The sequence below is a fragment of the Flavobacterium sp. genome, assembly GCF_031422135.1.
GTDB lineage: Bacteria > Bacteroidota > Bacteroidia > Flavobacteriales > Flavobacteriaceae > Flavobacterium.
On the sequence record NZ_JANOQD010000106.1, the window covers coordinates 1 to 2,099 of the forward strand.

Below are 2,099 nucleotides of genomic sequence, written 5' to 3' on the forward strand. Positions count from 1 at the left end.
GATTGCGTGGTATTTCCTTTGTTTTTATAAATAATTTTATAAGTAGCATCAAAACCTGGTCTGGCAATTTCTAATGGTAATAAAGTAACTTCTAAATCTGGGTGAACACCATTTGCGGTAATACAAAAATTTTGAGTAAACGGACTTGTTTGTGTTGGGAAAGTAACATTTACCGTTGTTGGCGAAACAGCAAAATAACTTGGATTTTCAAAAACTGGTGTTATCGTATGTGTTCCTGCTTGTACTGGAATAGAATAACTTCCTGATGTGTTAGAAATTAAACTTACCGAATTTGTTCCATCAGTTATATTAAACTTTAAATTTGATAATGGTAAATCTAAAGCATCACAGCTATTATTATTACTATCATATTTATTATTTCCTTGAAAAGTATAAAATGTTCCTCCAGGTGTAAAGGAGCAATAGGAATTTACGTGACAATTAGTATAACCATATACTGAAATTTGATTTTGAATTTGACTAATTTGATTTTCATCAGCACATATGTATTGTAAATTGAGATTATTCTCGAACAAGAAAACTGAAGTAAAGTTACCATTTGAATCTTGCCAAATTTCATTTAAACCATTTTTAATAAACAAATTATTTAATTGATTAAAATTGCAATTCAAAAAACTCAATTCTTTATTATTACTTAAATCCAAACTAGTTAATTGGTTTGAACTACATTCTAAAGCATATAGATATCTATTATTACTAAAGTCTAAATTTGTTAGTTGATTATTTGAACAGTTAAGTTCCAACAATGAAATGTTATTATTCACATTTAAACTTGTTAATTGATTAAAATCACATTTCACAGTATTCACTATTGTATTATTACCTAAATTTAGACTCGTTAATTGATTGTTCCTACAATACAGAGTGATTAATGAAGTATTATTAGTTAAATTTAAGCCATATAGTTGATTCTGATCACACGATAAAAAAATCAATGCAGTATTATTACTTAAGTCTAAATTTGTTAGTTGATTATTTAAACATTGCAAATATTTCAATAATGAATTATTACTTACACTTAAATATATTAATTGGTTATTATAGCAATTTAGATTTTCCAAAGATGTATTTCCACTTACATTTAAACTTGTTAGTTGATTATAATAACATTGCAAATCTGTTAACAATGAATTATTACTCAAATTTAAAGTTGATAATTGATTTTGGCTACAATCAAGATATGTTAAATTGGAAAAATTACTAATTCCATCTAATGAAATAATCGACGAATAAGGTATCTGTAAAGCAGAAACTTGTTCCGCTTCACTAACTTCAATTTCGCCATTATTATTAGCATCAATTTTAAAGTTCACTACGCTTAAATTTTGTGATATATTGTTACTCGGACTCGCCTCCAATAACTTCGCTTTAAAGTTCGCATCAGGAAAATTAATAATCTGAGCATTAACACTCGTAAAAAGACATAAAGAAATAAGCAGAAAGTAGATTTTTTTCATTTGGAAAATTTAAGTGGCAAATATATGAATTATGAATTATGAATTATGAATTATTTAATACTCTTTTTCTTTTTTAAAAATAAACACTCTTTTGTCATTGCTTCGCCAGTTCGCACTTTCAGGCTCGGGTCCGAGGAACGAGGGCACGAGAGCTTTGCTCGAACTGGCGAAGCAATCTCAAGCAATTTAATTATGAGATTCCTCCTTCGTCGGAATGACAATTATGTGAAAATAACGCATAAAAAATACCATTTCTCTATCAATAAAAAAATGGTGTTTTAAAGTTATCTGTTTTTCCAGAGTTCTGGGTTTCTTGCATCATTGTAAATAGCAGTAACAAAAATCGTATTACTGTTCTCATCGAAAAAATAATGAATAGTATATGGAAAAACTGCAACAACTGCTAATCGAATCTCATTATATTTTACAGGAAAAGCAAAAGGATAATCGACAATATAATTTACTGTTTTTCTAATTTCTGAAGTAAATTCTTTTCCTAACCCTTTCTTTTTTGAATTATACCATAAAGCGTTTTCTTTAATATCCTGAACAGCGAGTTCAGAGATTACTTTTTTACACTTCATAAACCTTTTTCGATTTCATCTATAGCTTTATCGAAAT

Annotated in this window: 2 protein-coding genes; both read right to left on the reverse strand. The window is 27.8% G+C overall.

Annotated elements, in window-relative coordinates; translation table 11 throughout:
- Positions 1–1,478, reverse strand: a 1,478-nt coding sequence (locus tag RMO70_RS13830; RefSeq protein ID WP_409025092.1) for a leucine-rich repeat domain-containing protein, incomplete at its 3' end; no start/stop codon positions are given.
- Between the two features lie 284 nt (positions 1,479–1,762).
- Positions 1,763–2,062, reverse strand: a complete 300-nt coding sequence (locus tag RMO70_RS13835) for a type II toxin-antitoxin system RelE/ParE family toxin (RefSeq protein ID WP_310557030.1) — start codon at positions 2,060–2,062, stop codon at positions 1,763–1,765.
- Positions 2,063–2,099 lie beyond the last annotated feature (37 nt).